General features: G+C 61.0%; 23 protein-coding genes and 1 pseudogene. 13 read left to right on the forward strand and 11 right to left on the reverse strand.

Annotated features, from left to right (window positions below; genetic code table 11):
- Nucleotides 1–7 precede the first annotated feature (7 nt).
- The 6 genes from LZK81_RS23885 to LZK81_RS23910 all read right to left on the reverse strand — a co-directional run bounded on the left by LZK81_RS23885 (nucleotide 8) and on the right by LZK81_RS23910 (nucleotide 6,135).
- Complete coding sequence (locus LZK81_RS23885; protein WP_233957544.1) at nucleotides 8–1,078, reverse strand: ABC transporter ATP-binding protein; 1,071 nt, start codon at nucleotides 1,076–1,078, stop codon at nucleotides 8–10.
- Nucleotides 1,075–1,902 (reverse strand): carbohydrate ABC transporter permease, encoded by an 828-nt coding sequence (locus LZK81_RS23890; protein ID WP_046606456.1) that lies wholly within the window; start codon nucleotides 1,900–1,902, stop codon nucleotides 1,075–1,077. Before LZK81_RS23890 ends, LZK81_RS23885 begins: the two co-directional genes overlap by 4 nt.
- Nucleotides 1,899–2,801, reverse strand: coding sequence for a carbohydrate ABC transporter permease (locus LZK81_RS23895; protein WP_046606457.1), 903 nt, complete (start codon nucleotides 2,799–2,801; stop codon nucleotides 1,899–1,901). Before LZK81_RS23895 ends, LZK81_RS23890 begins: the two co-directional genes overlap by 4 nt.
- A gap of 71 nt (nucleotides 2,802–2,872) precedes the next feature.
- A complete protein-coding gene (locus LZK81_RS23900; RefSeq protein ID WP_233957545.1) occupies nucleotides 2,873–4,105 on the reverse strand; it encodes an ABC transporter substrate-binding protein in 1,233 nt (410 codons plus the stop codon).
- 78 nt (nucleotides 4,106–4,183) lie between these two features.
- Complete coding sequence (locus LZK81_RS23905; protein WP_233957546.1) at nucleotides 4,184–5,089, reverse strand: sugar phosphate isomerase/epimerase family protein; 906 nt, start codon at nucleotides 5,087–5,089, stop codon at nucleotides 4,184–4,186.
- Between the two features lie 11 nt (nucleotides 5,090–5,100).
- Complete coding sequence (locus tag LZK81_RS23910) at nucleotides 5,101–6,135, reverse strand: Gfo/Idh/MocA family protein (RefSeq protein ID WP_233957547.1); 1,035 nt, start codon at nucleotides 6,133–6,135, stop codon at nucleotides 5,101–5,103.
- A 146-nt stretch (nucleotides 6,136–6,281) separates the two neighbouring features.
- Here LZK81_RS23910 and LZK81_RS23915 point away from each other — a divergent pair, with 146 nt between their 5' ends.
- From LZK81_RS23915 to chrA, 3 genes are all read left to right on the forward strand, one after another.
- The gene (locus LZK81_RS23915; RefSeq protein WP_233957548.1) at nucleotides 6,282–7,298 is read left to right on the forward strand and encodes a LacI family DNA-binding transcriptional regulator; all 1,017 of its coding nucleotides are present in this window, start codon (nucleotides 6,282–6,284) and stop codon (nucleotides 7,296–7,298) included.
- Nucleotides 7,299–7,526: 228 nt separating this feature from the next.
- A complete protein-coding gene (locus tag LZK81_RS23920) occupies nucleotides 7,527–8,339 on the forward strand; it encodes a chromate resistance protein ChrB domain-containing protein (RefSeq protein WP_233957549.1) in 813 nt (270 codons plus the stop codon).
- Between the two features lie 5 nt (nucleotides 8,340–8,344).
- Nucleotides 8,345–9,751: a chromate efflux transporter gene (gene chrA, locus LZK81_RS23925; protein WP_233957550.1), complete on the forward strand. Its 1,407-nt coding sequence runs from the start codon at nucleotides 8,345–8,347 to the stop codon at nucleotides 9,749–9,751.
- Between the two features lie 179 nt (nucleotides 9,752–9,930).
- Here chrA and LZK81_RS23930 read toward each other — a convergent pair whose 3' ends face one another.
- Nucleotides 9,931–10,827: an MBL fold metallo-hydrolase gene (locus tag LZK81_RS23930; RefSeq protein WP_233957551.1), complete on the reverse strand. Its 897-nt coding sequence runs from the start codon at nucleotides 10,825–10,827 to the stop codon at nucleotides 9,931–9,933.
- A gap of 240 nt (nucleotides 10,828–11,067) precedes the next feature.
- Here LZK81_RS23930 and LZK81_RS23935 point away from each other — a divergent pair, with 240 nt between their 5' ends.
- From LZK81_RS23935 to uxuA, 7 genes are all read left to right on the forward strand, one after another.
- The gene (locus LZK81_RS23935; RefSeq protein ID WP_233957552.1) at nucleotides 11,068–11,982 is read left to right on the forward strand and encodes a LysR family transcriptional regulator; all 915 of its coding nucleotides are present in this window, start codon (nucleotides 11,068–11,070) and stop codon (nucleotides 11,980–11,982) included.
- Nucleotides 11,983–12,098: 116 nt separating this feature from the next.
- Complete coding sequence (locus LZK81_RS23940) at nucleotides 12,099–12,812, forward strand: FadR/GntR family transcriptional regulator (protein WP_046606469.1); 714 nt, start codon at nucleotides 12,099–12,101, stop codon at nucleotides 12,810–12,812.
- 57 nt (nucleotides 12,813–12,869) lie between these two features.
- On the forward strand, nucleotides 12,870–13,844 hold the full coding sequence (locus LZK81_RS23945) for a sialic acid TRAP transporter substrate-binding protein SiaP (RefSeq protein WP_233957553.1): 975 nt from the start codon (nucleotides 12,870–12,872) through the stop codon (nucleotides 13,842–13,844).
- Nucleotides 13,845–14,022: 178 nt separating this feature from the next.
- Nucleotides 14,023–14,601, forward strand: coding sequence for a TRAP transporter small permease (locus LZK81_RS23950; protein WP_370649311.1), 579 nt, complete (start codon nucleotides 14,023–14,025; stop codon nucleotides 14,599–14,601).
- A gap of 4 nt (nucleotides 14,602–14,605) precedes the next feature.
- Complete coding sequence (locus LZK81_RS23955) at nucleotides 14,606–16,012, forward strand: TRAP transporter large permease (RefSeq protein ID WP_233957554.1); 1,407 nt, start codon at nucleotides 14,606–14,608, stop codon at nucleotides 16,010–16,012.
- A gap of 69 nt (nucleotides 16,013–16,081) precedes the next feature.
- Nucleotides 16,082–17,137: an L-idonate 5-dehydrogenase gene (locus tag LZK81_RS23960; protein WP_233957555.1), complete on the forward strand. Its 1,056-nt coding sequence runs from the start codon at nucleotides 16,082–16,084 to the stop codon at nucleotides 17,135–17,137.
- 10 nt (nucleotides 17,138–17,147) lie between these two features.
- Nucleotides 17,148–18,347 (forward strand): mannonate dehydratase, encoded by a 1,200-nt coding sequence (uxuA, locus tag LZK81_RS23965; protein ID WP_233957556.1) that lies wholly within the window; start codon nucleotides 17,148–17,150, stop codon nucleotides 18,345–18,347.
- Nucleotides 18,348–18,351: 4 nt separating this feature from the next.
- On the opposite strand, the gene LZK81_RS23970 is transcribed toward uxuA, so the two are convergent.
- Together LZK81_RS23970 and LZK81_RS23975 are read right to left on the reverse strand one after the other, a co-directional pair.
- Nucleotides 18,352–19,437: an Ldh family oxidoreductase gene (locus LZK81_RS23970; RefSeq protein WP_233957557.1), complete on the reverse strand. Its 1,086-nt coding sequence runs from the start codon at nucleotides 19,435–19,437 to the stop codon at nucleotides 18,352–18,354.
- A gap of 37 nt (nucleotides 19,438–19,474) precedes the next feature.
- Nucleotides 19,475–19,639 (reverse strand): hypothetical protein, encoded by a 165-nt coding sequence (locus LZK81_RS23975; RefSeq protein ID WP_233957558.1) that lies wholly within the window; start codon nucleotides 19,637–19,639, stop codon nucleotides 19,475–19,477.
- Between the two features lie 262 nt (nucleotides 19,640–19,901).
- On the opposite strand from LZK81_RS23975, the gene LZK81_RS29280 reads away from it, so the two are divergent.
- A complete protein-coding gene (locus LZK81_RS29280) occupies nucleotides 19,902–20,030 on the forward strand; it encodes a hypothetical protein (RefSeq protein ID WP_267967625.1) in 129 nt (42 codons plus the stop codon).
- A 75-nt stretch (nucleotides 20,031–20,105) separates the two neighbouring features.
- Here the strand turns inward: LZK81_RS29280 and LZK81_RS23980 are convergent, their stop codons facing one another.
- Nucleotides 20,106–20,828 (reverse strand): FadR/GntR family transcriptional regulator, encoded by a 723-nt coding sequence (locus LZK81_RS23980; protein ID WP_233957559.1) that lies wholly within the window; start codon nucleotides 20,826–20,828, stop codon nucleotides 20,106–20,108.
- A gap of 169 nt (nucleotides 20,829–20,997) precedes the next feature.
- Here LZK81_RS23980 and gudD point away from each other — a divergent pair, with 169 nt between their 5' ends.
- Nucleotides 20,998–22,374, forward strand: coding sequence for a glucarate dehydratase (gene gudD, locus LZK81_RS23985; RefSeq protein ID WP_233957863.1), 1,377 nt, complete (start codon nucleotides 20,998–21,000; stop codon nucleotides 22,372–22,374).
- 80 nt (nucleotides 22,375–22,454) lie between these two features.
- A pseudogene (locus tag LZK81_RS29475) lies at nucleotides 22,455–23,424 on the forward strand (Bug family tripartite tricarboxylate transporter substrate binding protein).
- 65 nt (nucleotides 23,425–23,489) lie between these two features.
- Here LZK81_RS29475 and LZK81_RS29480 read toward each other — a convergent pair.
- Complete coding sequence (locus tag LZK81_RS29480) at nucleotides 23,490–23,750, reverse strand: hypothetical protein (protein WP_046606486.1); 261 nt, start codon at nucleotides 23,748–23,750, stop codon at nucleotides 23,490–23,492.
- Nucleotides 23,751–23,802 lie beyond the last annotated feature (52 nt).

A 23,802-nucleotide genomic window follows, 5' to 3' on the forward strand; every position in this document is an offset into this window, starting at 1 on the left:
GAGGCGATCATTTGATACGCTGCTCAGTCCCGGCGTCGAACAGATGGACATAGTCTCCGGAAAACGTCAGCCGAATAGTTTCGCCCGCCACCACCACACTCCTGCCGTTCAAGGCAATGACAATCTCAGGCGTGGTGGCAGTTGTGATGAACGTCACCGCGCCGGTCGTTTCAACTGCCCCGACGTCCACCTTGAAGCCGGCGGCGTCAGCCGCGGCTAAAGTAAGGTGCTCCGGGCGGATGCCGACGATCAAGGCGCGCTCCGCAGGCAGCGGACAATCGAATGGAATGGTTTGCGGCTCGGCAAGATCAAGAACAAGGGCTCTACCGTCAGGCGTCGATCGCGCCGGAATGAAATTCATCGCCGGCGAGCCGATGAAGCCGGCGACGAAGCGATTGCTCGGCCGGTCGTATAGATCGAGCGGCCTGCCCTGCTGCTCGATGACGCCATTGCGCATCACGACGACATGATCGGCCATCGTCATGGCCTCGACCTGGTCATGGGTCACATAGACCGAGGTTGCGCCGAGGCGATCATGCAGTGCCCTGATCTCCTTGCGCATGTGGACACGCAGTGCTGCGTCGAGGTTCGACAGCGGTTCGTCAAAAAGGAAGGCCTGGGGGTTGCGGATGATGGCACGGCTCATCGCGACGCGTTGACGCTGTCCCCCCGACAGTTCCCGTGGATATCGGTGCAGCAGGTTCGACAATCCGGTAATGGCCGCGACATCTTCGGCCGCTCTTTTCCTCTCCGCCTTTCCGACCCCGTTGATCTTCAGGCTGTAGGTCAGGTTCTGTTCGACGGTCATATGCGGGTAAAGCGCATAGGACTGGAACACCATGGCCAGATCCCGCTTTCGGGGCGGCACCCCGTTCATGCGTTTTCCGGCGATGATAAGGTCGCCGCTCGATATGGTCTCGAGCCCCGCCAGCGAGCGCAGCAGCGTGGACTTGCCGCAGCCGGACGGGCCGACCAGTGCGACGAACGAACCCTTCCGAATGGAAAGATCGATATCCTTCAGCGCGTGATAGGCACCGTAATATTTGTTGACGGCCGAGAGTTCGATTTGGTGGGTCATTTCAAGGCTCCCGATGTGAGTCCGGACACGATGCGGCGCTGCAAGAGAACGAAGATGGCGAGGATGGGCGTCACATACATGGTGGCGTAGGCCATGATGTTGTTCCACTCGCTGGTGTTCGGCCCCATGAAGGAATTGAGCCCGACGCTGGCGGGCTGGAGCTGGATGTCCTGGATCATCGATTTGGAATAGACGAATTCGCCGAAGGCCTGCATGAAGATGAGGATGGCGCTGACCAGAATGCCGTTGCGCGCCAGTGGCAGAACGATGTTGAAGAAGGCACCGATGCGGGAATTGCCATCCACCAGCGCCGCCTCTTCCAGTTCCATCGGCACGGCCATGAAGGTTGCGCGCACAAGCACGACAAAGAAGGGCATGCTTTTGGCGGTAATGGCGAGGGTAACGGCAAAGCGCGGATATTCGAGCAGCCCCAGTTGAGAAAAGCCCACGAAGATCGGCGTTATCATCAGCGAGGCGGGCAGAACCTGAAACATCAGGATCAGGAAAAGCCCGATATCCACCCAGATGTTGCGGTAGCGCGCCAGCACATAGGCACAGCCGGTGCCCAGGATTGCGATCAGGGCTACCGCACCGAAGGCGATGACCGTGGAGTTCCAAAGGTAGCGGCCCATGTTCCGGCTTTCCCAGACATAGGCGAAGGTGCTCCATTGGGCAGACGAGGGCCAGAAGCTGGGCGGCGTGGCAAACATTTCCGAGCCGCTTTTCAGCGCTGTCACATACATCCAGTAGAGCGGGAAGAGATAGATCGCCGCCATCACGATGGACAGGGCGAGCAGCAGCCGGTTGCGTGCATTGTCACTCATCCGCGCACCTCGTGACGTGTGGAGCGGACATAGACGGTTGCGGCAAACATCACGAAGACGGTCATGATGACGGAAATGGTGGCACCCTTGCCGAAATCATATTGCCGGAAGGAAAGATCCCAAGCCCAGTATTGTGCGACATTGGAGGAATTGTTCGGGCCCCCGTCGGTAATCGCGGCAAACAGATCGAACTGTTGCAGGGTGAAGATCAGGCCGAGCGCTATGATGGCGCCGATGGTGGAGCGCATCATCGGCAGAGTGATGGTCCAGAAGCGCTGCCAGGCATTGGCGCCATCCATTTCCGCCGCTTCGTAGAGATCTGCCGGAATGGCGGAAAGACCGGTGGCGAGCAGGATCATGTTGAAGGAGGTGCCAAGCCAGATATTGGCCAGGATGACCGCCCAAAGCGAAAAATTCGGGTCAGACCGCCAGAAGATATTGCCGCTCATGAGGCCGGTTTGCTGCAACAGAAAATTGAGTACGCCGAAATCGCCCGACAGGATCCAGTTCCAGATGGCTCCGACGACGAGGCCAGGCATGACCCAGGAAACCAGAAACAGGCCCCGCAGCCAGGATGCGCCGGGAAAATTGATCCAGAAGAACAAGGCGAGCGCAAAGCCGACGAGGAACTGCCCCGTGATCGACCCCACCACGAAGACAATCGTGTTCCTGAGGATGGACATGGTTTCAGGCTGGGTGAACAGGTCCACATAGTTTTTGAAGCCGACGAAAGGCCGGATGACGCTGCCAAGGCTGAACATATCCACTTCCTGAAAGCTCATCAGGATGTTGTAGAGCAGCGGAAGTCCTGACAGCGCCAGGAGAAACGTGAAGGGCACCCCGACCAGAACAAGGTCGAAGCCACGGCCATCCGTGATGCTGGAGAACACTCTTTTCATCGGAACCTCGCTGAAGCCTGGATGACAGCCCGGCGGTGGGTGCCGGGCCGTCACTGCGGATGGCGGCGGCCTCAGCCCCCGATCGACTTGATCTTCGCAGACGCCTGATCGAGCGCGGCCTTCGGCTCCATCTGGCCTGTCAGGGCTGCCTGTATCGCGTCCTGGATGGCTTTCGAGATTTTCGGCCATTCCGGCGAAGGGCCGCGAGGCTGCGCATATTTCAGCTGTTCCACGAAGGTCGCGAGCGCTGAATCCTTCAGGGCATTGCCCGTCGGCGGAACCGGAAGGTCGGACCGGGCCGGAAGCTGGCCGAAATCCTTGTACATGGTCACATCCTTGGACGCGAAAAATTCCAGGGCCTTGAAGGCCTCCTTCGGATGCTTGGTGCTGGAAAAGATCGCCCAGTTGAAGTCGCCCATGGCGGATGAACGCTGAGCGCCCTCGCTCGGCACCGGCAGAAGCGCGGTGCCCCACTGGAATTTGGCATCGCTCAACATCCGGTCGATTTCCCAGGGACCGGAAATCGCCATGGCCGCATTTCCGGCATTGAAGGTGGCCGTCGAATCCCATTGGCTTCGGGTGAGCGTATCCGGCGATGCCAGCTTTTCATCCAGCATCTGCTTCCAGACCGAAAGAGCCTTGACGGCACCGTCGCTGTTGATCGTTTTATAGGTGGCGCCGCCCATCTGCGCCCAGGGCAGGAACTGGAAAGTGCCCTCCTCGTTGGCCTTGGCGGAAAAGGTGAGTCCGTAGATGTTCTTTGCGGGATTGGTGAGCTTTTTCGCCGTCGCCACCAGTTCGGTCCAAGTCTGCGGCGGCTTTTCGGGATCGAGACCTGCGGCCTTGAACAGATCCTTGTTGTAATAAAGCGCAATCGTGTTGGTCGCCTTCGGCACCCCGTAATATTTTTCGTCCCAGGTCACCGATTTCAGCGGGCCGGGAAAATAGTTTTCCGGCTTGATGACCTTGGATTGCCGGATCATGTCGGTCAGATCCAGAAAGGCCTTGCGGGAGGCGAACATCGCATGGTTGGGATTGTCGATGGCAATGATGTCCGGTGCCTTGCCCGTGGAATAGGCGCGCATCGCCTCGCTCACCACGTCGTCGAACTGAAGCTGGCGATATTCGATCTGGATGCCGTTCTTCTGCGCGTTGAATTCCTTGATGAGGTTCGGCGCGGGCTGGATATCGCGGTCCAGCGACCAGAGAACGAGTTTCACATCCTCCGCTTTCGCGCTCGTGCCGGCAAGTGACGCACTGGCCAGAGCCAATGCAATGGAAATCATAGTCCTGCGGATACCCATGGTTCTCCTCCTTCTTGGTTATCCTCACTTCTTATCCGGCCGGCGCAGAGCTCCTTCTCTGTCCAGCCGGCCTGCGCATCAGACCGGATCGACGACGAATGTGCCGCCCCTTGCCTGTTTCAGATGGTTCAAGGCGTGGATCTGGCCCGTCATTTCCAATGCATCCCGATAGACGGGATCGTGCCATCCCTCGATGTCGATGGAGCCCGACCAGCCGGCCAGCCGCAGTTCCGAAATAATGTCGGTCCAGTTGCTGTCGCCAAAACCCGGCGTGCGCATGAAAACGAAGGGATGTTTTCCGAAGATGCCGTGCTCGCGGATCACGTCCCAGCGGATGGTGGCATCCTTGCCGTGGACGTGGAAAATCCGCTGTGTCCATTTGTGGATTTGCGGCAAGGGCTCGATGAGATAGACCATCTGGTGGCAAGGCTCCCATTCAAGCCCGATATGCTCGTCCGGCGTCTCGTTGAAAATGAGTTCCCAGGCATCGGGGTTATGGGCGATGTTCCAGTCGCCGGTTGCCCAGTTGCCATCCATGGCGCAATTTTCAAAGGCAATGCGGATGCCCTTGTCGGCGGCGCGGCGGGCAAGCTCGCTCCAGATTTGCCGGTAACGTGGCAGGCTTTCCGTCAGCGGCCTGTTACGGATGCGCCCGGTGAAGCCCGCAACGCAGGTGGCGCCGAAGTGGTGGGCGTTGTCGATGCAATCCTTCCAGCCCTGAAGCGTCTGGAGATCGAGGTCCGTTTCTTCCAGCGGATTGCCGAACATGCCGATGGTGGAGATGGTAATGTCCCGCGAACCGATCGCGTCGCGGCAACGCTTGCCAAGCTCGGCGATGTCCTGCCCGTTGGTGGTCTGCCAGAAAAATGGCTGGAAGCTTTCAAAGCCCATATCGGCAATCTGGGAAATCCGCTCGGCCGCCTGCCCTTTCGTGGCGCTGACCATGGTGCCGATGCGGATGGAATGGTTTACCTGTCCGGTCATATTGCTGGCCCTTATGCTGCAAGGTCGATGGTTTGCCGGGACCTGGCGCTTTCAATCGCGCCAAACACCATGGCAAGGCTCTTGATGTTGTCCTGTCCCGCGGTTTCCGGCACGCCCCCGGTTTCGATCGCCGAGAGGAAATCGGCGATGACGCTGGCATGGCCGTGGGTTTCCTCCTCCCGGACGGGCGGCAGAACCTCGATCGGTATCGCCCCGCGCAGCAGGCCGCTGTCGCTTCCCGCAACGGAGGCGCGGAAGGCGTCTTCGCCGTCCCAGGTCAGCATTCCGTTCGAGCCGACAATGCGCCATTCGCTTTCCCAACTGGTGCGCTGGCCTTCCGCGCACCAGGAGCCGCGATAGGTGAAAACCACGTCGTCGGAGAACTGAAATACGGCATTGGCGCTGGCGCCGTGGGCATACCAGGAGCCGGGCGGATTCGTTTCCAGGCAGTAGACGGAAAGCGGCGTCTTGCCGGAGACGAAACGGGCCGCATCGAAGGTGTGGATCGCCATGTCCAGAAGCAGGACATTGTCCATCTGCTCCCGGAAGCCGCCGAAATGCGGCGCGATGAAGAAATCGCAATGGATCGCGGTGATATCGCCAATCGCGCCGCTCTCGACGAAGCGTCGCATGCGCCGCACACCGGAAATGAAACGCCGGTTCTGCACGACGGAATGAATGCGCCCGGCAGCCTCGGCGGCGCGGATGAGGTCTGTCGCCTCCTCCATCGAGGTGGCCATGGGTTTTTCGCTCAGCACATGGCATCCGTGGGAAAGCGCGGCTTTCACGACGGAATGGCGGGCGGCGGGAATGACGACGTCGAACACGATGTCCGCACCGGTTTCGCTCAGCACGGTGGCGAGATCGGATCCGATAGAAACGGGCTGAAGAGAAAACTCCGCGGCCAAGGCCTGCGCGACCGACACATCGAGATCGACGAGACCCACGACAGTCAGTGCTTGCCTCAGCTTCGGTGTGGATTGGAGCGCACGCAGCCACCCTTTGGCCATGGCTCCGCAGCCACACAAAACGACCTTGTATGTCACCGACATCCTCCCATGCAATGTTTACGGCACGACACCTCCTGTGCAACCGTAAACGTTTACGGTACTATGAACACATCGATTTTTTTGTCAATACTGCTTCCGAAAACGATTACGGTCGTATGTCGAACCCTTGAAAGGCTCCCCCTGTGACAGGCATCCGCCAACTTGCCGATTATCTGGATATCTCCATTGGCACCGTCTCCCGCGCGCTCAATGGAAAGGCGGATGTAAATGCGGAAACCCGCAGGCGTGTGCTGGCGGCGGCGGAGAAGCTGGGTTATGTGCCGAACCAGTCGGGCCGCTCGCTGCGCAAGGGCTCGACCGGCGTGGTGGGTTTCATGATGCAGACAGGACCTGAGATCACCAGCCAGGGAGACGCTTTCTTCATGAGCGTCTTCGACGGGGTGCAGACCGTGCTTAGCCGCCACAAGCTCGATCTCGTCGCCCTGCTCTGCTCTTCCAACGAAGATCCCTATGCCTATCTGCAACGCACCGTGGCACGCGGTTTTGCGGATGCCATCATCCTCTCGGCCACTCGGCGCAATGATGCACGGTTCGAACTGCTGCACCGGCACGACATTCCGTTCATCTCGCTCGGCCGCAGCCTGACCGATGTCGGCCAGCCGTGGATCGATCTGGACTTCGAGGGGATGGCGGAGGTCGCGATCAAACGGCTGGTGAAGGCGGGCCACAGAGACATCGGGATCATCTGGCCCCATGGCGATCTCAACCTTGGTTATCTGTTCGCCGATCGATGCCGCGAGGTGCTCGCAGAACATGGGCTTGTCCTCAGGGAGGATCATGTCTTCCGGGCAAAACCGAGCGAAGCGGGGGGCTACGCTGTGGCACACGAGATCGCATCCAGATCTCCACGCCCGTCGGCAATCGTCCTGGTCAATGAGATATTGGTGACAGGGCTCTACAAAGGCCTTGAGGACGCTGGCGTCAAGCCGGGCAAGGACATTGCGATTATCGGTCGCTACAGCCCTCAGACCCAGTTCCTCTCTCCGGCGTTGACCTGCTTTACGTTGTCGCTTCGCGATCTGGGGATCAGCCTGGCGGAGCATCTGCTGTCAGTCATGCCAGCCTATCAGTCACACTACGTTGGACAGACACCCCGCGTGATCTGGCCCATGACATTGATCGAAGGTACAAGCGGCTGAACGGCTTGCTCGGCGGATATCCAGGTTGTCGCGGGAGAAGACGTCTCAGCAGCTTGTGCCTAAGGAGAATTGGAATTGGGGGACCTCGCTGTTCGGACGGACGAGTTTCGCAAAACGCTTGACATCCGGATCGGCTGAGGCAAATTCTCTGCCATGGGGTTGCGATCGCCCCACGAGGCCACGGCCGAAGAATCGCGTCCACAAACCCGCTGGAACGGAGGACGCGTTATGCCGTCATTTCTAGAAATCACACCTGACAAGCTTGCCCGCATCATTGGCACCCCGAACCTGCCAGCCATTATCGATGTCCGGATCGATCAGGACTTCGATAGCGATCCTCGCCTCATTCCCGGATCGGTCCGGCGTGATTTCCGTCGTATCGCCGAATGGGGTCCCGAGATCAATGGCCCCGCCATCGTTCTTTGTCAGAGAGGACAGAAGCTTGGCCATGGCGTTGCGGCACACCTGCGGGCGATGGGGAAACAAGCGGAGACTCTCGAGGGAGGCTTCGAAGCATGGAGAGATGCCCACGGCATGCTGGTCCCCGAAGACAGGCTTCCCACGCGTGACGCAAGCGGACGTACCGTCTGGGTGACGAGGTCCCGCCCAAAGATAGACCGCATCGCCTGTCCTTGGCTGATCCGGCGGTTCGTCGATCCTTCCGCGATCTTTCTGTTCGTTCCGGCCAGCGAAGTCGCGCTGGTGGGCGACCGCTTCAACGCGACACCCTTTGACATCGAAGACGTCTTCTGGAGCCATCGCGGGGAACTGTGCACCTTTGACGTGATGATCGACGAGTTCGGATTGAAGAGCGACGCTCTTTTGCATCTCGCCACCATTGTGCGGGGTGCCGACACGGCCCGACCCGAGCTGGCCCCTGAAGTGCAGGGCCTGCTGGCCATCTCGCTCGGATTGTCACGGATGTTCAACGACGACCTTGAGCAACTGCAGGCAGGCCTGTTGGTCTATGACGCGATGTATCGCTGGTGCCGCGACGCCACGGAGGAAACACATAACTGGCCAAATCCGAGGAAGGGGTAGCGGCCATGACCGATATAGCAAAAAGCCTCATCGTCAGTCAGCCAGTCGCTGGCGGCGACGTCGTGCCTCTCTCCGAAGCAGTCAAGGTCTGGACACGGGTCGCCGCACTCAGCTTCGGCGGTCCAGCTGGCCAGATCGCGGTCATGCACCGGATCATCGTCGACGAAAAACGATGGGTCGGAGAGCACCGTTTTCTTCACGCCCTCAACTATTGCATGCTTCTGCCTGGTCCCGAGGCCCATCAGCTCGCCATCTACATCGGCTGGCTGCTCAACAAAACGAAGGGCGGCATGATTGCCGGCCTTCTATTCGTTCTACCCGGTTTCATCTCGATCCTGGCGCTGAGCTACATATACGTCCTTTTCGGCGACGTGACCGTCATTGAGGGGATGTTCTTCGGCCTGAAATGCGCCGTTCTCGCAGTCGTCATTCAGGCGGTCTTCCGAATCGGCAGTCGCGCCCTCAAGAACAAGGTGATGATGGCGATTGCCGCTGTCGCGTTTGTCGCGATCTTCTTCCTTCACGTGCCGTTTCCGCTGATCATCATAGGTGCGGGTGCCATCGGATATCTTGGTGGCCGTGCCGGGGCCGTTGCATTCAGGGTCGGCGGCGGGCACAAATCTGGTTCGGGCAAAATCCTGGAAGATCGGGACTCCGTTCTCGGCGAGGACATCCCCCTCCATGCACGGTCGAACTTGGCCTGGTCGCTGAAGACCTCAGGCGTCCTTGCGGCGCTGTGGCTCCTTCCGGTCGTCGTTCTGCTGCTGACGCTCGGCCGTGACAACGTATTTTCGCAAATCGGCGTATTTTTCAGTCAGATGGCCGTCGTCACCTTCGGCGGTGCGTATGCCGTGCTCGCCTACGTCGCGCAGGAGGCCGTCGAGCAGTTCCGCTGGCTCCGTCCGGGTGAAATGCTCGACGGCCTCGGCATGGCAGAGACGACACCCGGTCCATTGATCATGGTCACGCAATTTGTCGGGTTCCTGGCGGGCCATCGTGATCCGGGAGCTCTCAATCCACTGACCGCAGCTACCCTCGCCGCCGTCCTGACGACCTGGGTTACGTTCCTCCCAAGCTTCCTCTGGATTTTTGCTGGCGCACCATTCATCGAAAAAATGCGGGGCAACGTCGCCCTGACGGGGGCAATGTCGGCAATTACCGCGGCCGTTGTTGGCGTGATCCTCAACCTCGCGGTCTGGTTCGGCCTCCACGTCCTGTTTGGCGAAGTTCGGCAGATATCGGCGGGCCTGTGGTCTATGGATATTCCTGTCTTGAGCTCGGTCATTGTGCCCTCGCTCGTTTTGACGGCCATCGCCGCCATATCCATCTTCCGCTTCGGCCTCTCGGTCATCACGACGCTTCTCGGGTCAGCGGTTTTGGGAATCTGCTGGAAGTTTGTCGCCGTGAGTTGATGTGGAGCCGAGACGCCTGGCGTCTCGGCTTTGCTTGGATTGATGCTGATCAAGAGGGGATCGCGGGTACATCCTGCGGCTTCGGATGCAGGGCCGCAACAAGATTGCGACCCCTTATCTTGAGACCACCTACCCCCTATCATGGCCGGGACGGGATCGAGATTTTCACTCGTTGCCGGTCAGCCCCACTTCATTTCGCCAGTGGCGACCTTGGAGCCAATGTCGAGCGCGATGCCCATGCCGAGGCCCGGGAAGCGTGCTTCCATCGCCGCCTTCAGGCCGGCCGAACCCTTGGCCTTTGCCAGTTCTTCCTCGAACGCCTTCAAATAAGCGATGGTATGGGCGACGCCTGAGAGGTCGCTCAGTGCTTCCGGCGTCATATGGCCGGCGACCACGATCGCTGGCTTGCGCGCAGCGATCTTCTCGAGATTGGCGATCCAAGCGGCCCGCAGTTCCGCGCTGTTGGTGTCGGCCGTCCAGACGTGAACACCGTTGAAGATCATCACGCCGCCGAACACGGCGTTCAGCGACGGGACGAAGAGATAGCGGCGATTGGACAAGCCTTCCGCGTCAACGATCTCGACGATTTCGCCGTCAACCGTCAGCGTCTTGCCGTCAAAGATTTCCGGCATGACGACGTCGGCCAGCGACTGCGGGCCATTCTCCTTGAGCTGCGGCCCCCAAACAGCAAGCTTCTTCTCGACACTGCTCCTGATGGCCGCGACAGTTGCCGAGGCCGCGATAACCTTGGCACCGGGGAAGGCAGCCTTGATCGGGCCAAGGCTGAAATAATAATCCGGATCGGACTGGCTGACATAGATCGTGGTGAGCGTCTTGCCCGTGGCCTTGATCGCCTCGGCTACAGCCTTGCCGTCGGCAAGCGTGAAGCCGCCGTCGATCAATATGGCTTCCGTTGCGCCGGAGACCAGGACCGGACTGCGGAAGAAACCGTTCTGTCCGGCAGGAAAGTGCTTCCACGTCAGGCCGGTGGCGGCATGGCCGAGACCCGCGGGTGCAAAGACGGCGGTGGCACCTGCGGCGAGAGTGGTTTTCATGATCGTTCTCCTTGTGAACATGGCTGTCTCCTGGTGTTGCGTTCAGCTTCTGGAATTCAGGTTATGACGGACGACTGGGCTGGCAGCCTGATGGATGCCGGTCTGCTCCCGGCACCGGATCCAGGTGATAGGGGATGTGGATCTTGCCGCTCATGCCGCGCTCCTTGTGAAGCCACAGATGGCATGACGAGATAGAACCAGGAAGACCAACAAACGCGACAGAATGTATGCTAAAAACTGACAATCACAGGGGAAACCTTCATGCAAGATGCGACCAACCTCAATCGGCTCGCCTATTTTGTGGCTGTCATCGATGCCGGATCCTTCACCCGGGCGGCCGAGTATCTCGGCATTACCAAGGCGGTCGTCAGCCAGCAGGTTGCGAGGCTCGAGCAGGAGGTCGGCACGACGTTGCTGATGCGCACGACGCGGCGTCTCCAACCGACGGAGGCGGGCCGGGTGTTTCACGCCCGATGCGTATCGATCCTGAGAGAGGCCGAGGATGCCCTGGGGGAACTGGCACAGGCCAGGTCAGAACCCAAAGGCCTGTTGAGGATCACGGCGCCCTATGATTATGGCACCTCGGTCATCGTGCCGGTGGTCACCGCCTTCACGTCCCGCTATCTGGATTGCAAGGTCGAACTGAACCTCAGCGACAAGATGGTCGATCTGGTCGCCGACAATATGGACCTCGCCATTCGTGTCGGCTGGCTGGCCGACTCAAGCCTGCAGGCCAGGCGGATCGGCTCGTTTCAGCAATATCTGGTCGGTCCGCCTCAGTTTGCCGGCAGAATAACAGAACTGGATGGGCTCGCCGATTTAACCGCCCTGCCCTTTGTTGCCAACAACGCGCTGCGAGAGCCTTTGGAATGGACGTTCACGCGCGGCGATCAGGAGACGTTCACGGTGCGGTTCAGGGCGTCGATCGCGATCAATACCACGCCGGCGGTCATGCAAGCTGCGAGGCAAGGTGGCGGATTGTCGGTCCTGCCGGACTTCCTCGCCAACGCTGAACTGGCCAGTGGACGCCTGATTCACGTCCTGCCCGATTGGCAGCTGCCCTCGGGCGGCGTGTTCACGGTCTATCCGGCGGCACGCTTCCGTCCGCCCAAAGTCTCTGCATTCGTGGAAATGCTGATAGCGGCGCTCAGAACCGAAACACCGCGCGCAGAATGAAATCCAGTTCTTGGCCATCTGCGGCTTGACAGATTTTCCAATTAACTCATAGTAGAAATTGGTCAGACAATCTGACCGCCTGCGCATCAAGGGAGTGATGCGCTCGGAGGAGTTCGATGTTCGTGGCTTTGGAGCCGCGCCGGCTTTATCGCCAGGTCGCGGAGCAGATTCGTGTGCTGATCGACACGGGGGAGCTGAAGCCGGGTTCGAGGCTTCCGCCCGAACGGGAGCTTGCCGAGCGTTTCTCGGTTTCCCGGCCGACAGTCCGCGAGGCACTGATCGTGCTTGAGGTCGAAGGTCGTATCCAGATCCGCATGGGATCCGGCGTCTACATCAGCAGCGCCCCGAAACAGCCTACCGGTGTCCTGCCAAACGACGAAGGTGGTGGCCCCCTCGAAATCCTTCAGGCGCGCTGCCTGATCGAAAGCGGCATCGCGGAAGAGGCCGCGCGGCTCGTGACGCCCGCCAGTATCGCCCGCATCGATCTGCTGCTGGAGCGCATGGAGCAGTCGCTGAACGACGGCCCGGTCGCTCTTGCCTGCGACCGCGATTTTCACACGGCGATCGCCGACATTATCGGCAATTCGGCGCTGAAGCACTTCACGGGGCTGATCTACGATACGCGGATGTCGCCCTATTTCACGAAGCTCGCCAGCTACTTCGAGGGACCGCACACATGGAAGCTGGCGCTCGAGGAGCACCGTGTCATACGTGACGCCATTGCCGCGGGGGATCCCGCCGCGGCGCGCGAGGCCATGCGTCGTCACCTGACGCTGGCGCAAAAGAGATTCTCGGAAAGCTTCGGGGAGGAGCCGACCAGAGAAGACTGACCGTCCGCGATTGCGGCCGGATCGACCATACAGTTCCGTTTCACCTGGGAGGAAAAAATGAAACACCGACTGAAGACATTGCTGGGCGCCGCCGCAGTCATCGTTGCATCGACGCTTTCGGCGCATGCCGAGACCGTACTGAAATGGGCTCATGTCTATGAGACATCCGAGCCTTTCCACACCGACTCGGTCTGGGCTGCCGGCGAGATCGCCAAGCGGACCAATGGCCGCTACAAGATCGACGTCTATCCCGCTTCACAGCTTGGAAAAGAAGCCGACATCAACCAGGGCCTCAAGCTCGGCACCGTCGATATCATCATCTCCGGCTCCAGTTTTGCGGCGCGCGATTACAAGCCGATCGGCGTCACCTATTATCCCTATATCTTCCGCGATCCGAGCCATCTGATCGCCTATACCAAGAGCGATATCTTCAAGCGCCTTGCCAAGGGCTATGAAGACAAGACCGGCAACCATATCGCCGCCGTAACCTATTACGGAACGCGCCACACCACATCCAACAAGCCGATTTCCAAATGCGCCGACCTTCAGGGCGTGAAGATGCGCGTGCCGGATGTTCCGGCCTACCTCGCCATGCCTCGGGCCTGCGGCGCCAATACAACGCCGATCGCCTTTGCCGAAGTTTACCTAGCCCTGCAGAATGGTACGGTCGACGCGCAGGAAAATCCGCTGACCACGATCGAGGCGAAGAAGTTTTATGAGGTGCAGAAGAACATCGTCCTGACCGGCCATATCGTTGACCACCTCAACACGCTCTTTTCAAAGAAGCTGTGGACCAGCCTGTCCGACGAGGACAAGAAGATCTTTTCCGACGTCGCGCAGGAAGCCAGCGTGCGCTCGTCGAAATCGATCGACGCCCGTGAAAAGCAACTGGTCGACGAGTTCAAGAAGAAGGGCCTGACCGTGACGGAAGTCGACAAGGCAGACTTCCTGAAGAACGTCGTCGAAAAGGTCAAGCTCGAAGAGTTCGGCTATGAAAAGGCCGACTGGGAAGCAGTCCGCGCAATCAAGTAAGCCGTGGCGCGGTCTGCGGGCCGCGCCTGTTCGACAATTCCTTCCATTGCGCATGGGACCTGCCGTTGGCTGGTCATCAGGCATGCTCGCCGCACCTTTGCGAAGGCTGCGGCGGCTCGCCCGGCCGGCGAACGTTTTCCCGGCGCAGTGAGGTTCATATCCGGACAGGATGCTATCGATGTCAGCGTCGCAGGAAATTCATACCCAGGTCACGCCTGAAGAACTTGCCCATACATTCGACGAGGCGCCGGCCGAGGCCGATCTCAGCACCTATGCCTTCGAGGACTGGATCACCTTGGCCCTTTTCTGGCTGATGACGGGTTGCGTCTTCCTCCAGTTCTTCACGCGCTACGTCCTCAACAACAGTTATGCCTGGACAGAGGAAATCGCCGTCAACTGCCTGATCGGCGTGGTGTTTCTGGGCGCCGTGATGTGCGTGCGCACATCACGGCATATCCAGGTGGATGTCCTCTATCATTATCTGCCCGCCCGCCTGACCCGCGTGATGGCGACGGCGGTGGATCTCATCCGCATCGGCTTCTTCCTCTACGGATCATGGCTGATGTGGCGTTACATGGAGATCGTGGCGGACGAGGAGATGGTGACGGTGCAACTGCCGCGTAACATCGTCTTCTATTCCGTGCTTGCCGCCTTCGTGCTGATGCTGCTGCGCTCGATCCAGGTCTTCATCGCCAACATGCGCCGGGGTTACTCCGTTCTGGAGCGACCGGAAGCTTTCCAGAGCGTGGAGGACTGACGCCATGTTGTTGCTCATAGGCTCGTTTCTTGTCCTGATGCTGATCGGACTTCCGGTCGCCGTCTCCATGGCCGTGTCATCGGTCCTGTACATTGTCTTCTATGATGTCGCGCCCGACATCATTGCCGCGCAGCGACTGATCGCCGGCGTCGAAAGCTTTCCGCTGTTGGCAGTTCCGTTCTTCATCCTCGCCGGCAACCTGATGAATATCGCCGGCGTCACCGGCCGCATCTACGCCTTCGCCGTTTCTCTTGTCGGCTGGATGAAGGGTGGCCTCGCGCAGGTGAACATCATCGGCTCGGTGGTGTTTTCCGGCATGTCGGGCACGGCACTGGCAGATGCCGCGGGAATCGGCACTATCGAGATCAAGGCCATGCGCGATCACGGCTATCCGGTGGAAGCGGCCGTCGGCGTTACCGCGGCCTCTGCCACGCTCGGGCCAATCTTTCCGCCATCGCTGCCCTTCGTCATCTACGGCATGATGGCGAATGTCTCGATCGGCGCCCTGTTCATGGCGGGCATCGTGCCCGGCGTCGTCATGACGGTGCTGATGATGATCACCGTCGCGGTCTTTGCCTATGTCAAACGCTGGGGCTCGGATGCCCCGTTCAGCATCAGGGGCCTGATGGGCGCGTCGTCGGAGGTCCTCGTCGTGATGATGGTCCCGGCCGGCATCTGGGTTCTGCTCACGCTCGGCCTATCGCTCAACCTTGCCATTTTCATTGCACTGGCCGTGCTGCTGATGTGCGACTGGTATTTCAACTTTTCCGCGGTGATGGCGCTGATGACCCCGGTCATCCTGATCGGTGGCATGACCATGGGCTGGTTTACGCCGACGGAAGCAGCCGTCGCGGCCGTTCTCTGGTCACTGTTCCTCGGGATGGTGCGCTACCGGACCATGACATTCAGGAAGATAGCAAAGGCGACCTTCGACACGATTGAAACGACGGCATCCGTCCTGTTCATCGTGGCCGCAGCCTCCGTGTTTGCCTGGCTTTTGACGGTCAGCCAGACGGCGCAGCTTCTGTCGGATGCGATCCTCTCCGTCACCAGCAACAAATGGCTCTTCCTCATCCTGGTGAATCTGCTGATGCTGTTCGTCGGCTGCTTCCTCGATACGATTGCGGCGATCACCATCCTCGTCCCGATCCTGCTGCCGCTGGTCAAGCAGTTCGATATCGATCCGGTGCATTTCGGATTGATAATGACGCTGAACCTGATGATCGGCCTCCTGCATCCGCCGCTCGGCATGGTGCTCTTCGTTCTGTCGCGTGTCGCGCGACTGTCCGTCGAGCGCACGACGATGGCGATCATTCCCTGGCTGGTGCCGCTCATCGTCGCATTGCTGCTGATTACCTTCATCCCGGCCATCACCCTCTGGCTGCCGACGGAGATGGGACTGATCCGCTGAAACCCGGTCCCGTACGGCTGTCTGAAGCGTACGGGGCACGATCTCTCCGATAGGGAAAGGCATCCAAGCATGAAGACGCGCGTCGCTCGTCTCCACGGTATCCGTGACCTCAGGACCGAAGATCTTGACTACCGCATGCCCGGCCCGGGCGAGGTGCTGCTGGCCATGGCGGCGGGCGGCATCTGCGGCTCGGACCTGCATTACTATCAGGATGGTGGCTTCGGCCCAGTTCGCGTTCGCGAGCCCATCATCGCCGGCCACGAGGCCTCCGGCTTCGTCGAAGCCTTGGGCGCGGGGGTTTTAGGGCTCGAGCTCGGGCAACTGGTTGCGGTCAATCCGTCGCAGCCGTGTGGCCATTGCCAATACTGCCGGACCGGCCAGCCGATCCATTGCCTCGATATGCGTTTCATGGGCTCGGCGATGCGCCTGCCGCACGAAAACGGCATGTTCCGCGAGAGGCTGGTCGTCCCGGCGATCCAGTGCCATCCGGTGGGACAGGATGTGACGCCGGGCGAGGCCGCCTGTGCGGAACCGCTTGCCGTGTGCCTGCATGCTGTCGCCCAGGCCGGAGACCTGTCGGGTCGCGACGTGCTGGTCACGGGGGCGGGTCCGATCGGGCTTCTGACGGTCGCCGCGGCCCGGCATGCGGGCGCGGCCAGGATCGTGGTGACGGATCTGGCCGATGCGGCACTGTCGCGCGCGCCGTCCATGGGCGCGACCGAGACGATCAACGTGGCTGCCAATCCGGACGGGATTCTCCCTTTCCAGGAGAACAAGGGCAGCTTCGACGTGGTGTTCGAATGTTCGGCTTCAGGTGCGGCCCTGCGCTCGGCATTTGCCGCGATCAGGCCGCGCGGCATCCTCGTCCAGGTCGGCGTGACCGGTGACATGACCATCCCGCTCAATGCGCTGGTCGGCAAGGAGATCGTCTGGCGCGGCTCGCAGCGCTTCCATGCGGAATTCGCCGAGGCGGTCGATCTGATCGCCAGGCGCCACATCGACGTGCGGCCGATCATTTCGCACAGCTTCCCGTTTGATGCGGTGACCGCGGCTTTCGAGCAGGCTGCGGATCGTTCCAAGGCCTGCAAGGTGCAGATCACATTCGGACAGACCAAAAAATCGTGAAGGACGGGACATGAGACATACGTGGCGCTGGTTCGGCCCGATCGACAAAGTGAGCGTAAGAGATGCCGCGCAGGCCGGCGCGGAAGGCATCGTTTCGGCGCTCCACCACATTGCGACCGGCGAGGTCTGGCCGGTCGACGAGATCGCCAGGCGGCACGACGAGATCAGGGCCGGCGGCCTGGTGTGGGATGTCGTGGAGAGTGTTCCGGTCTCTGAAGACATCAAGACGCAGACCGGCGACTGGAAGCGCCATATTGCCAACTGGCAGGAAACGCTGCGGCGTCTCTCGGCCTCCGGCATCCGCACGGTCTGTTACAACTTCATGCCGATCCTCGATTGGACACGCACGGACCTGCGCTGGGACACCCGCCATGGCGCCAAGGCCATGCGGTTCGACCTGACCGATTTTGCCGCCTTCGATATCCATATCCTCAAACGTCCCGACGCTTCCGGTGATTATCCGGAATGGCTGCAGGAGGACGCGGCGAAGCGGTTTTCCAAAATGGCGGATGCGAAGATCGCAGCCCTGGGCAAGAACATCGGGGCGGGGCTGCCGGGCTCGGCGGATGGCTATACGCTCGATCAGCTGCTGGAAAAGCTTCGGTCCTACCAGGGTATAGACCGGGCACGGCTGCAGCAGAACCTCATCGACTTTTTGACGGAAGTCACGCCCGTGGCGGAAGAGGCCGGCATCAACATCTGCGCCCATGGCGACGATCCGCCCTGGCCGCTGCTCGGCCTTCCGCGCATCCTGTCGACCCAAGCCGATTACGCACATATGCTGGATCAGGTCGGCGCGCGTGCCAATGGCGTGACGCTCTGCACCGGCTCGCTCGGCGCAAGGGCCGATAACGATCTGCCCTTTATCGCCTCGCGCTTTGCCGACCGCATCCATTTCGTGCATCTGCGGAATGTGACGCGGGACACCGACACGGTCCCCTGCTCATTCTTCGAGGACGAGCACCTGGAAGGCGCAACGGACATGGTTGCCGTGATCGCCGCGCTGCTTTCGGAGGAGGCCCGTCGGCGCGGGGAAGGCCGCGAGGATCACCGCATCCCCATGCGACCGGATCACGGGCAGGAAATCCTCGACGACCTGACCCGCGGTGCGCAGCCGGGCTATCCCGCCATCGGGCGGCTCAAGGGGCTGGCGGAGCTCCGTGGTATCGAGCGAACTCTCACGCATCCCCGCTATGGCCTGGGGGCATGATCATTCAGAACCGCAGAAGCGCGGGGGTCTCCAACCCGAAGTGTTCGCCAAGCTTCACGAACGCCTCGCGCGTTGCCGGATCCAGTGGAACGCCACGCTGTTCACGCTCTTCGGCGACCATCCATTCGCGGTCGCCCGGCGCCATCACCCGCATGCCCTCGCGCGGCGGCGAAGAGCGCAACACCTCGACATAACGCTGCATGCCGGCGGTGAAGACCTCTTCGGGCACGAAAGCGCCGGGCTTCATGGCCAATACGAAAGCGCCAAGGGCGCGGGGCGTGGAAAAATCCGGGCCGTTCATCGGCAGGAGGTCGAAGCTCAGCCGCATGCCCGACAGAACCGCACTCAGGATTTCCACCAGGCCCGCCAGCCCCGCGCCCTTGAACCCGAACTCGCCGCCGACCGGCGCCAGCATCTCGGCCAGCGACGGATCTCGGATGTCGCGGCCCTCGACATCCGAGGCGACGCCCGCCGGAAGCTCTCGGCCGAGGCTGCGGTAGAGCTTCACGCGGTTATAGGGAATGGCGCTCGTCGCCATGTCGAGCAGCCAGGGCCTTTGACCGGCGACAGGCACGGCAAACGCGATCGGATTGGTGCCGTGGAACCGCATCGCTCCGTCGTGCAGACGGACGAAACTGTCCGAATTGCAGAAAGCGGCGCCGATATACCCTCTCTGCGCCGCATCCAGCGCATAGGCGCCTGCCGGGCCAAAATGCGAGCTGTTGCGGATCGAGACGGCACCGATGCCGCATGTGTCGGCAAGCTCGATCGCGTTGTCCATGGCGCGATAGGCGGCAAGCGCCCCATGGCCGTGATCGGCGTCGAGCAAGGCCACCGCGGGCACGGACTGCGTCACCGTGATGTTCGGGCGCTTGTTCACCCGGCCGCCGGTCATTGCGGTGATATAATGGTCAAGCAGGCGCACCCCGTGGCTGTCCACGCCGAGCCGCGAGCCATGCATCATCGCCCGGGTCGCGGCATCCGCGGTCGCCTCATCCGTCCCGGCGGCGAGAAAAACGGCGCGGCAGAACCGCTCGACATCGCCGATTTCCGCACGGACCGCATCCTCGGTAGCTGAAGTCTGGCTCAAAGCGTCTGTCCTTCGTCGATCACGAGTATCTGGCCGGTCACGGATGCTGCTTCGTCGCTGGAGAGAAAACGGCCGCCGCCATCTCTTCCACCGCGCCCAGCCGGCCTATCGGCTGACGGGAAATGAAGCTGCGCCGCATCTCTTCGGGATCGGCCGCCTCGTCGATCCGACCCAGCAAGCCAGGCGAAAGCGTCGTGCCCATAGGCGACCCGGTTCGGGAACCTCTTCCACAGGCGCACAACAAACGTCTAGTGTGCACACTAGACGTCAGCTTGCTGACAAAGTCCCTTTGGACTTCGATTCAGCGACTTTGATTCCCATCCGTTCACGCTTCGATTCAGGGACGTTCCGTGAATCCTTGCTCGATTGGAAGGGTGTCGAGGGTTTGTCAGCAGTCTGACGTCTAGTGTGCACACTAGACGTCATTTGATTTTTGGCAAGACGAGCGGCTTCAGGCCGGCAGGGTGGCAGACGCCGCGGCCTCGCTGCGACAGCACCTGCAGATTTCGCGTCAGCGGGCGATCGACCGCATCACGCGGGTAACCCGCGAAGTGCATCCGCATGACCTGCCCTATCTGGAAAAGCTCGACTGAACCTCCGCACGAAGCAACAGCACCTGCGACCGGGCCACTTCGCCGGGTACCTTCGCGCAGGGACTTGATGTCGCTTCACGCGCCGTCTTCGACCAGAAGTCGAATGACGCTCTGCTTCATGTGGAAACTCATGACTTCGTGTGCCTGCACCGGGTCGCCGGCCTTGATGGCGTCAAGGACGCGTTGATGCTCTTCGACGACACGCGGCGCCACCTGGTCGGGCGGCCGTTCTTGCAGCTTGCGGGTGAACTCCATCATCAGCTTGATCTGGTTGCGCATCGTACCGAGCGCAAAGGGGAAATACGGGTTGCGAGTGGCTTGCGCCACGGCCATGTGAAAGGCGAAGTCTGCTTCAAAGACGCCCTCGCCGGGCGGCAGGGTCAGCATCCGCCGATGCGCTTCCTCGATACCGCGAATCCCTTCGGGATCGCAAAGCCGCGCCGCGTCCTCCGCTGCCGCACATTCCACCACCTGGCGAAACCGCATGCAGCGCTTCATGTCGAACACCGTCTGGATCGACAGCCCCTGAATGTCGGCGGCCGACGGCACGACATCCGCCCGAGGTTGCACGAAATTGGCCGAGCCTCGCCGGGAAATGATCCGGCCGGCGTCGCGCATCTTCACCAGCGCCTTTCGCAGCACCGGACGCGATACGCCGAATTGCCGGGCAAGCTCCGCCTCCGGAGGCAAGCGTCCGCCCCCCTGCCAGGCCGGCGCCTCCAGCATTGCTTCCAGCCGGGCGAGCACATGCGACGACAGGTCCTTAACGGCGCGGGTTTGCTGAATTATCTCATCCATCGCCACATCCTATCCCCGGCATCCGCCCTTTCCAAGTGGGTCGACCGATTACTAATATTTACTTATATTGACAAATGAGTTCGCCTGCGCGACTTATTTGAGGATTGCCGCGCCGAGGTGGCCTGAAACCCGCATGACCTGAGAAGTGCCCGACATGACAGAGGACCGGATGCTCATCGAGCCGAATTCGTCGACACACGCCGCAAACAGCCATCTCGCCCGGCATACGCCGCGCATCGTTTCCGTGCGGGCGATCCCGGTTGCGGGACGCGACAGTATGTTGCTCAACCTCAGCGGCGCGCACGCTCCCTTCTTCACCCGCAACCTCGCGATCGTCGAAGACGATTCGGGTCATGTGGGCATCGGCGAGGTTCCGGGCGGCGAGACGATCCGCCGGACGATCGAGGAAGCAGGCCCTCTTCTAATCAGCCAGACGATCGGCGGTTATAACGGCCTGCTCGACCAGGTGCGCAAGACTTTCGGCGACCGTGACAGCGGCGGCCGCGGACTGCAGACCTTCGATCTGCGCACGACAATCCATGTGGTGACGGCGCTGGAATCGGCGCTGCTCGACCTTCTCGGCCAGCATCTCGGCGTGCCGGTGGCAGCCCTTCTCGGCAACGGCCAGCAGCGCGACCGCGTCGAAATGCTCGGTTACCTCTTCTACGTCGGTGATCGCCAAAAGACGGACCTCCTCTATCGTGATGGCAAAGGCGAGACCGACGCATGGTTGCGGCTGCGCGACGAGGAGGCCATTACGCCGGAAGCGATCGTCCGGCTCGCCGAGGCAACGCAGGAGCGCTACGGTTTTCGCGACTTCAAGCTGAAGGGCGGCGTCTTGCGAGGCGACGAGGAGATCGAGGCGGTGACGGCCATCGCCCGCCGCTTCCCCGAAGCGCGCGTCACCCTCGACCCCAATGGCGCCTGGTCGCTGGAGGAGGCGGTTCGTCTCTGCAAGGGACGCGGCGACGTGCTCGCCTATGCGGAAGACCCCTGCGGCGCAGAGCAGGGCTATTCCGGCCGCGAGATCATGGCGGAGTTTCGCCGCGCCACCGGGTTGCCGACCGCCACCAACATGGTGGCCACCGATTGGCGCCAGCTCTCACACGCGATCCAGCTGCAATCGGTCGACATCCCGCTCGCCGATCCGCATTTCTGGACCATGCAGGGCTCCGTGCGCGTCGCACAGGTCTGCCAGACCTTCGGCATGACCTGGGGTTCGCATTCCAACAACCATTTCGACGTGTCCCTGGCGATGTTCACCCATGTGGCGCGGCAGCGCGCCGGACGCGTGACCGCACTCGACACCCACTGGATCTGGCAGGACGGACAGCGGCTGACCCGCGAGCCGCTGAAGATCGAGGACGGACATATCGCAGTGCCGGATCGGCCGGGGCTCGGCGTGGAGCTGGATATGGAGCGCGTCGAGGAGGCCCACCAACTCTACCTGAAGCACGGGCTCGGCGCGCGCGACGACGCGACCGCGATGCAATATCTCATCAAGGACTGGCGCTTCGACAACAAGCGGCCGTGCCTGGTGCGCTGACGAAAGAACCACAGGGCCGCCCTGCGCCGCGGCGGCCATCACCAGGAAGCGGCGTCAAGGATCATTGAGGAGGATGAACCATGAAAGCACAAACACTGCTCGCCATTTCGCTTAGCCTCGGCATCGCTCTTGCCGCAGGCGTTGCCAAGGCATTCCCGGACGGCCCGATCACAATTATCGTGCCCTTCCCGCCAGGTGGCGCGACCGATACGACTGCGCGGTTCATGGAGCCGCACATGTCCAAGGTATTGGGAGCGAACATCGTTGTCGAAAACAAGCCGGGCGCCACCGGCGCGATCGGCGCAGGCCTGGTCGCCGATGCCGAAGCCAACGGCCAGACGTTGATGGTCGCCTCGCTCGGCACCTTCGCCACCAACCCCTATCTTCAAAAGAAGCTCTCCTACGATCCGGTGAAGGACTTCGATCTCCTGACGGTCGCGGTGAGCACGCCCAATGTCCTGGTCGCCACGCCGAAATTCAAGCCGGGCAGCGTACCGGAGCTCGTGGCTGCGATGAAGGAAAAGCCGGAAAGCGTCACCTTCGCAAATTCCGGCACCGGCTCTTCCGATCATCTGACTGCCGCACTCTTCTGGCAGGCGACGGGCACCAAGGGCGTGCATGTGCCCTACAAGGGAGGCTCCGCGGCACAGGCCGATCTCGTCGGCGGCCATGTGGACGTGTCCTTCCAGAACCTCGGTGCGATCATCAATTTCGTGCAGGGCGGGCAGATGAAGGCGCTCGCACAGACGGGCGAGAAACGCCATCCGCTGCTGCCGAACGTGCCGACGCTCACCGAGCTCGGATACACCAATATCGTCGTCAACGCCTGGCAGGGCGTGGCAGCCCCAGAAGGGCCTGCCGGCCGACGTCAAGGCAAAACTCAACCAGGCGATCCAGGCGTCGCTCAAGGACCCCGAGGTCGTTGCCAAGTTCAACAAGCTGGGCTTCGACGTCGTCGCCAATTCGAACGAGGAATTCGGCACCTATCTCAACAAGGAGATGGCGCGCTGGAAGGACGTCATCGAAAAGGGCAATATCAGCGCGGAGTAATCCGTGGACTGACGGGCTTACTTAAGTCCCTCGAGCGGCTTCCTCGCGACATCGGGGAAGTCGCCTCAAGGTCTGAAAGAGACTTCTCCGGCATCCGGTCCTGTGCCGGCGACCTCGATGCGAAAGAGATCTTTGATCGATGCGACCACATCCTCGATCCGTTCGACGGGACTGCGGCTCTCCGGCTCGACCGGTACGACCTCCAGCACGCTTGACAACTTAAACGACCGGACACCGTCGTTCACACGTGTGTATAATCTTCCGTTTTCAATCCTGATGTCTTCAGCAAAAAAATCGTCACTGTCCTCGACTGCCACCAAAAACATTCAGAACTCCACGCCATCTTCGGATAGCCCATAAGATCGAGCGGAATGCATC

The organism is Neorhizobium galegae (genome assembly GCF_021391675.1).
Classification (GTDB): Bacteria; Pseudomonadota; Alphaproteobacteria; order Rhizobiales; family Rhizobiaceae; genus Neorhizobium; species Neorhizobium galegae_B.

Bases quoted from the DNA above. Each gene is read 5' to 3' on its own strand.
- LZK81_RS23935 (WP_233957552.1), top strand. From the start codon at position 11,068: ATGCAAGATGCGACCAACCTCAATCGGCTCGCCTATTTTGTGGCTGTC.
- LZK81_RS23955 (WP_233957554.1), top strand. From the start codon at position 14,606: ATGTTGTTGCTCATAGGCTCGTTTCTTGTCCTGATGCTGATCGGACTT.
- LZK81_RS23975 (WP_233957558.1), bottom strand. From the start codon at position 19,639: ATGGGCACGACGCTTTCGCCTGGCTTGCTGGGTCGGATCGACGAGGCG.
- LZK81_RS23960 (WP_233957555.1), top strand. From the start codon at position 16,082: ATGAAGACGCGCGTCGCTCGTCTCCACGGTATCCGTGACCTCAGGACC.
- chrA (WP_233957550.1), top strand. From the start codon at position 8,345: ATGACCGATATAGCAAAAAGCCTCATCGTCAGTCAGCCAGTCGCTGGC.
- LZK81_RS23890 (WP_046606456.1), bottom strand. From the start codon at position 1,902: ATGAGTGACAATGCACGCAACCGGCTGCTGCTCGCCCTGTCCATCGTG.
- uxuA (WP_233957556.1), top strand. From the start codon at position 17,148: ATGAGACATACGTGGCGCTGGTTCGGCCCGATCGACAAAGTGAGCGTA.
- LZK81_RS23980 (WP_233957559.1), bottom strand. From the start codon at position 20,828: ATGGATGAGATAATTCAGCAAACCCGCGCCGTTAAGGACCTGTCGTCG.
- LZK81_RS23940 (WP_046606469.1), top strand. From the start codon at position 12,099: ATGTTCGTGGCTTTGGAGCCGCGCCGGCTTTATCGCCAGGTCGCGGAG.
- LZK81_RS23885 (WP_233957544.1), bottom strand. From the start codon at position 1,078: ATGACCCACCAAATCGAACTCTCGGCCGTCAACAAATATTACGGTGCC.
- LZK81_RS23895 (WP_046606457.1), bottom strand. From the start codon at position 2,801: ATGAAAAGAGTGTTCTCCAGCATCACGGATGGCCGTGGCTTCGACCTT.
- LZK81_RS23945 (WP_233957553.1), top strand. From the start codon at position 12,870: ATGAAACACCGACTGAAGACATTGCTGGGCGCCGCCGCAGTCATCGTT.
- LZK81_RS23920 (WP_233957549.1), top strand. From the start codon at position 7,527: ATGCCGTCATTTCTAGAAATCACACCTGACAAGCTTGCCCGCATCATT.
- LZK81_RS23930 (WP_233957551.1), bottom strand. From the start codon at position 10,827: ATGTTCACAAGGAGAACGATCATGAAAACCACTCTCGCCGCAGGTGCC.
- gudD (WP_233957863.1), top strand. From the start codon at position 20,998: ATGCTCATCGAGCCGAATTCGTCGACACACGCCGCAAACAGCCATCTC.
- LZK81_RS23950 (WP_370649311.1), top strand. From the start codon at position 14,023: ATGTCAGCGTCGCAGGAAATTCATACCCAGGTCACGCCTGAAGAACTT.
- LZK81_RS23900 (WP_233957545.1), bottom strand. From the start codon at position 4,105: ATGGGTATCCGCAGGACTATGATTTCCATTGCATTGGCTCTGGCCAGT.
- LZK81_RS29480 (WP_046606486.1), bottom strand. From the start codon at position 23,750: ATGTTTTTGGTGGCAGTCGAGGACAGTGACGATTTTTTTGCTGAAGAC.
- LZK81_RS23905 (WP_233957546.1), bottom strand. From the start codon at position 5,089: ATGACCGGACAGGTAAACCATTCCATCCGCATCGGCACCATGGTCAGC.